At 62.1% G+C, this 6,015-nt stretch carries 6 protein-coding genes; 2 read left to right on the top strand and 4 right to left on the bottom strand.

Annotated features, from left to right (window positions below; translation table 11 throughout):
- Window positions 1-11: 11 nt before the first annotated feature.
- From truA to BBB56_RS21730, 4 genes are all read right to left on the bottom strand, one after another.
- Window positions 12-818, bottom strand: coding sequence for a tRNA pseudouridine(38-40) synthase TruA (gene truA, locus BBB56_RS21745; RefSeq protein ID WP_369409923.1), 807 nt, complete (start codon window positions 816-818; stop codon window positions 12-14).
- A complete protein-coding gene (locus BBB56_RS21740; protein ID WP_123803004.1) occupies window positions 818-1,828 on the bottom strand; it encodes an aspartate-semialdehyde dehydrogenase in 1,011 nt (336 codons plus the stop codon). The genes truA and BBB56_RS21740 overlap by 1 nt, the downstream gene beginning before the upstream one ends.
- Before the next feature lie 104 nt (window positions 1,829-1,932).
- Window positions 1,933-3,066 (bottom strand): 4-phosphoerythronate dehydrogenase PdxB, encoded by a 1,134-nt coding sequence (gene pdxB / locus BBB56_RS21735; RefSeq protein ID WP_123803003.1) that lies wholly within the window; start codon window positions 3,064-3,066, stop codon window positions 1,933-1,935.
- Between the two features lie 57 nt (window positions 3,067-3,123).
- Window positions 3,124-3,903: an AraC family transcriptional regulator gene (locus BBB56_RS21730; protein WP_123803002.1), complete on the bottom strand. Its 780-nt coding sequence runs from the start codon at window positions 3,901-3,903 to the stop codon at window positions 3,124-3,126.
- A 94-nt stretch (window positions 3,904-3,997) separates the two neighbouring features.
- Here BBB56_RS21730 and BBB56_RS21725 point away from each other — a divergent pair, with 94 nt between their 5' ends.
- Together BBB56_RS21725 and flk are read left to right on the top strand one after the other, a co-directional pair.
- Window positions 3,998-4,894: a DMT family transporter gene (locus BBB56_RS21725; protein ID WP_123803001.1), complete on the top strand. Its 897-nt coding sequence runs from the start codon at window positions 3,998-4,000 to the stop codon at window positions 4,892-4,894.
- Between the two features lie 101 nt (window positions 4,895-4,995).
- The gene (gene flk / locus BBB56_RS21720) at window positions 4,996-6,015 is read left to right on the top strand and encodes a flagella biosynthesis regulator Flk (protein ID WP_123803000.1); all 1,020 of its coding nucleotides are present in this window, start codon (window positions 4,996-4,998) and stop codon (window positions 6,013-6,015) included.

The raw sequence follows: 6,015 nt of genomic DNA, 5'->3' as shown, positions 1-6,015 counted from the left end.
GCCCGCCATATTTAACCCGCCAGGACAGGTGGCCCCCAGGGGTGTGGGGGTGACTCAAAAGGCGCGGTGAACCCCGCCGCCACTAAATAGAGTCCTTCCGCTCTGGCTGTCGCCGCCGCCAGCGTGCGATCTTTCGCCGCCAGCAGTGTCGCCATCCAGTCTTCCGGCTGATTTCCGCAGCCGATTTCCATCAAACTGCCCACGATATTGCGCACCATGTGATGCACAAAAGCGTTGGCCTTAATATCCACAATGACAAATGCGCCCTGACGCGTGACGTTAAGGTGCATCACGTTGCGCCACGGCGTGCGCGACTGGCACTGCACGGCGCGAAACGAGGTAAAGTCGTTTTCGCCCAGCAGACACTGTCCGGCGCGGTGCATCTTCTCTGCGTCCAGCGGGTGATAAAAATGCGTCACGCCGCGTCCCAGAATAGCCGGGCGCAGCCGCTGGTTGTAAATCAGATAGCGATAGCGACGCGCCGTCGCGCTAAAGCGCGCATGAAACTCGTCCGGCACCGCTTTCACCCAGCGCACCGCGATGTCTTCCGGCAGATTGGCGTTTACGCCCAGCGTCCAGGCGCCGTCGGCGCGCGGCGAGGTGGTTTCAAAGTGCACCACCTGGCCTGTGCCGTGCACGCCCGCGTCGGTACGTCCGGCGCAGAACACGCTTACCGGATGGTTCGCCACCTTCGAAAGCGCTTTTTCCAGCTTTTCCTGCACGCTGCGAACTTCCTGCTGGCGCTGCCAGCCATAATACCGGCTGCCGTCATACTCAATACCCAGCGCCAGTTTATGCGTCTGACCTTCAGGCAACATTAATAGAAGTACTCCTGCACCAGCTTCTCGGCGGTTTTGACCGCCATCAGCGCGCCGCCGAAGCGGATGTTGTCCGCCACTGACCAGAACTGCAACAGCTCAGGAATACCGTAGTCGTTGCGCACGCAGCCGATGCTGAGCTGCTCGTTGCCTGACGCATCGCCGACTTGGGTCGGGTAGTCGTCCTCGTCGCTCAGGTTGATGTCGGCCGCCTGCGCCAGTTCAGCTCGCGCCTCTTCCGCCGACAGCGGGCGCAGGCTTTCCAGATGTACGATTTGCGCGTTGCCGTAAAACACCGGCGCCTGCACGCTGCTGACCGCAATCGGCAGCCCGTCGTCCTGCAATACCTTACGCACCTGCTCAACCAGACGACGCTCGCTGGCTACGCTGCCCTCCGCGTCCGGCAGCTGCGGCAGCAGGTTAAACGCCAGCTGACGGCCAAAGTAGTGCTCGTCCGCCGGGACGCCGTTAAGCAGTCGCGCGCTTTCGCCCGCCAGTCCATCCACCGCGCTTTTACCGTGGCTGGAGGCCGAGATCAGGCTGGTGACCTGCAAACGCCCTAAACCGGCCGCGTCCACCAGCGGTTTGATCGCGCTCAGCAGCTGACTGGTCAGGCTGTCGGCCACGCTGACCAGATTACGGTTGCGATAGTCCGCCAGCACGTGCGGGTTCACATCCGGCACCACCAGCGGCACATCCGGAGAGAGCGCAAAGAGATCGCTGCTGTCGATGACCAGACAACCCGCGTTGGCGGCCTCTTCGGCGTAGCGCGCCGAGGCGTCGCGCCCGGCGACAAAAAAGGCCAGCTGCGCCTGCGACCAGTCGAAATCCGCCGCATTTTCCACGCGCACCGAGCGCCCGTCGAAACGCAGGATTTCACCGGCGCTGTTTTCGCTCGCCAGCAGATACAATTCACCAACCGGGAACTGGCGTTCCGCCAGCAGTTCCAGTACAGCGTTCCCTACTGCGCCGGTCGCGCCCAGTAGCGCAATATTCCAGCCGTCAGACATGTTGGTTTACTCCAGACAATGACATAAAAACAGAAGGCGGTGATATTCACCGCCCAGGATTCGGAATTATCCCTCGCCATAGCTGGCACGGCGAGAGAATAAATTTAGCTGTTGTTAAGACGCGCGCAAAAGCCGAGGGCATTAAGCAGACTGGCGGTCCCGGCATCGTTGCAGATCACCTCCAGCGATGACCACTCGCGCCGCTCTTCATACTCTTTGCGCAGCCGGTCAAATTCACCGGGTTTCGCGGCCCCTTTACGCAGCGGCGCGTCGTCGCGGCGCACATCATACACCAGATGCGCCAGACGTTTCAGCGTCGGCTGATCGAGCGGGCCATTCAGCGTGACGCTGCTGAACTCCGGCGTCGGCAGCAGCGTGCTGAGCGGCACCTGCTGCGGCTGGCCGAGAAAGTCGCACCAGGCCTCGAACACCTGCGTCGTGCCGCGCGCCTTGCCTTCCAGCGTGTAGCCTGCGATATGCGCCGTGGCGACATCCACCTTCTCCAGCAGGTCCAGCGATAGCGCCGGCTCCGGCTCCCAGACATCCAGCACCACGCTCAGATCATGGCGCATTTTCAGCACCTCCAGCAGCGCCGCGTTATCGACCACCGGGCCGCGACAGGCGTTGATCAGGATCGTGTTGGGCTTCAGCGCCATCAGCAGCGCCGCATCGGCCAGGTGCCAGCTTTTATAAGGGCCGTCTTTAAACAGCGGGGTATGGAAAGTAAGGATATCCGCGTCGGCCACCAGCTCATCGAGGGAGCGGAAATCGCCCGCGTCGCCGCGATCGGCGCGCGGCGGGTCGCACAGCAGCGTTTTGACGCCCCAGGCTTCCAGCCGCTTTTGCAGCCGCCCGCCGACGTTGCCTACGCCGACGATGCCCACGGTGCGGTCGCGCAGATCAAAGCTGTCGCGCTCTGCCAGCATCAGCAGGGCTGAAAAAACATACTCCACCACGGCGATAGCGTTACAGCCCGGCGCGGCGGAAAAGGCAATGCCCGCCTGCTGCAGCCAGGCTTCATCAATATGGTCGGTCCCCGCCGTAGCGGTTCCGACAAATTTCACCGGCTTGCCGGCGAGCAGCGCTTCATTTACCTGCGTGACCGAGCGCACCATCAGGCCGTCGGCATCGTCCAGCGCCTGCTGCGGCAGCGGACGCCCCGGCACCGCCAGCACGCTGCCGGTACGACTGAACAGCTCTTGCGCATAAGGCATATTTTCATCGACAAGAATCTTCACCACGGCTTTCCTGCTGGTTGCATTATTGAGGCCGCTATTCTGGCACAAACAGAAAAATTAGCCCAGGCGCGCGCGGTAGCGATCTGGCGTCGTCCCCGCCTGCTGCTGAAACATGACGATCAGCGCGGAGGCGGAGCTGTAGCCCAGGTCATGGGCAATGGCCTGCACGCTTTTGCCCTGCCCCAGCTGGCCGATGGCGTGCAGAAAACGCAGCCGCTGCCGCCATTCGCTGAATGACATATGCAGCTCCTGACGGCAGCGGCGCGCCAGGGTGCGTTCGGTGGTAAAGACGCGCGCCGCCCACGCCGCCAGGGTGGTATTGTCGCCGGGCTGCGCTTCCAGCGCGTGCAGCACCGGGGCCAGAAACTTGTCCTGCGAGGTGGGCAGATAGCTCTCCTGCACCGGCGCCAGCCGCAGCCGATCGCGCAGCACGTCACACAGCCGCCATGCTTCAGGCGTCTCTGGCTGCTCCAGCCCGGTGCGCGCGAACTCATCCATAATGGCGTGCGCGATCGCGTCGACGTTCAGCAAACACGCCTTCTGCGGCAGGCCATCGCACAGCGCGGCGGCGAGATTAAAGGTACGGATCTGCGTCTGCTGGCGGTTATAGCTGGCGTGCCGCTGGCGCGGCGGGATCCAGACCGGGATGCTGGCCGGGGTGAGCAGCCGCTCTCCCTCAACGTTTATCTCCAGCACCTGACCCGAAACGAAGATCGCCTGTCCCCATTCATGCGCGTGGGAAAGGTATTCGGTTTTTGCGTTGGTTTGTTCGTAGCGCATAAAGTAGCGCAGCTGCCGCGCGTGTTCAGGCGGCTGATAGTTTACCTGGAAATGCATTCTGTCCGGTCTTGGCAAATTTTTGTCTGAATTTAACTATCTCCTTAAAACCGGTCAAACATAAACTGGGCGCACGACTTTTCAGGAGTTCGCTATGAATCTGTTTTTTCCGCTGCTGGCAGTGCTGATCTGGTCGGTGAACACTATTGTCAGCAAACTGTCCGCTGGCAGCATCGATCCCGCCGCTATCTCTTTTTACCGCTGGCTGCTGGCGCTGATGGTGCTGACGCCGTTTGCCCTGCCGGGCGTCTGGCGCCACCGCCAGACTATCCGTGCCAGCCTGTGGCGTCTGCTGATCCTCGGCCTGCTCGGCATGGTGCTGTATCAGAGTCTTGCCTACTACGCCGCGCACAGCGTGTCGGCGGTGATGATGGGCATCCTTGGCGCGACCATTCCGCTGCTGACCATTCTGCTCAGCCTGCTGGTGCTGCGGCTGGCGCCGACGCGCGGCATTCTGTTCGGCGGCGTGCTGTCGTTTGTCGGGCTGGTATGGCTGGTGAGCGAGGGACATCCGGCGCAGCTGCTGAATCAGCGTCCAGGCAGCGGCGAGCTGATGATGCTGGCGGCATCCACCTCTTACGCCCTGTACGGCGTACTGACTAAACGCTGGGCGATTCCGCTGCCGAACTGGCAAAGTCTGTATGTGCAAATCGTTTTTGGCGTGCTGCTGCTGCTGCCGGGCTTTTTACACGCGCCGGACGTGACGCTGACGGCGCGTAATATTCCGCTGGTGCTGTTTGCCGGGCTGTTCGCCTCGATCATCGCGCCCTTTATGTGGATCCTCGGCGTGCAGCGCCTGGGCGCCAGCACCACCAGCATTTTTATGAATTTCGTACCGGTCTTTACCGCGCTTATCGCGGTGCTGTTTCTGCAGGAGCAGCTGCATCTCTATCATCTGATCGGCGGCGGCATGACGCTGGTGGGGGTGATCCTTGCCCAGCGGCTTAAGACTCCGCTTAGCCGTCGCAGCGCAGCGCCCGCTCACGACTGAATATGCACAGCTCCCCGTGGGATTTCGCGGGGGCTTTTGCTATCATGTCGCATCATTTTTTCCGGCGCACCCCACGCTGTTCTGTTTTCAAGGATTCCGCCATGCAACCTCTTAGCGGCCCCGGTGCGCCGATGGGCGATCGTTCTGTTGTCACGCCGTCAGGCGGCGCGCCCCGTCCGGGCGATCAGCCTCTGTCTCCCGTTCAGCGCACCACGCTGGAACGCCTTATCGTCCGCATTATGTCGCTCAGCACGCTAAAAGCGCCGGAGCTATGGGCGGGCGTTCAGCGCGAGGTCGGCGTAAAAAGCGAAGCGGAATTGCAGTCGCGCCATTTTCCCGCGGCGGAGCAATATCTGAGCAACCGTCTGACGCAGGCGGAGAATGGCCGCGCCACGCGCCAGCTGCTGACTCAGCTCACCGATCTGCTGCCGCAGGGCAATAATCGTCAGGCGGTCAGCGACTTTATTCGCCAGCAGTTTGGCCAGACGGTGCTCAGTTCGCTGTCACAGGATCAGCTGCGTCAGGTGCTGACCATGCTGCAAAACGGCCAGATGGCAATCCCTCAGCCGCAGCAGTCGCGCGTCACCGATCGCACGCTGCTGCCTGCGGAGCATCAGACGCTGAATCAGCAGGTGGCCCGACTGGCCGCCGCCACCGGAGAGCCAACCGGCAAGATCTGGGCCTCGGCGCTGAAACTGGCGAACCTGACCAGCGGCGACCCGATTCCCTCGCGTCACTTCCCGCTGTTGACCCAGTATCTCCAGGTGCGCCAGACGCTGAGCCAGCACAGCGCGCCGACGCTTCAGGTGCTGGAAGCGTCGCTGAAACAACCGCTGCATCACAGCGAGCGTCAGCTGCTGGAGGATTACAGCCAGCAGCGTTTTCAGGCAACGCCGCAAACTGTCCTCACCCCGGCGCAAACGCAGGATCTGCTTAATCAGCTGTTTGCGCGCCGCGCGGAAAAACATCAGGAACAGCCGCTGGCCGACAGCGAACTGCGGCCGCAGCCCATCTGGGCGCCGTTTGTTGCCTCTCTGCCGCAGCCGCTGGCGCAGCGTCCGGTGCTGAGCGCCGTTGCGCTGCTCGCCGTCTTCGTTTTTCTACTGTGGCTGTTTCTCTGA

It is taken from the genome of Candidatus Pantoea deserta (assembly GCF_003813865.1).
GTDB classification, from domain to species: Bacteria; Pseudomonadota; Gammaproteobacteria; order Enterobacterales; family Enterobacteriaceae; genus Pantoea; species Pantoea deserta.
The sequence above is the reverse complement of the archived record's forward strand: the minus strand, read 5'-3'. Positions and strand labels throughout refer to the sequence as shown.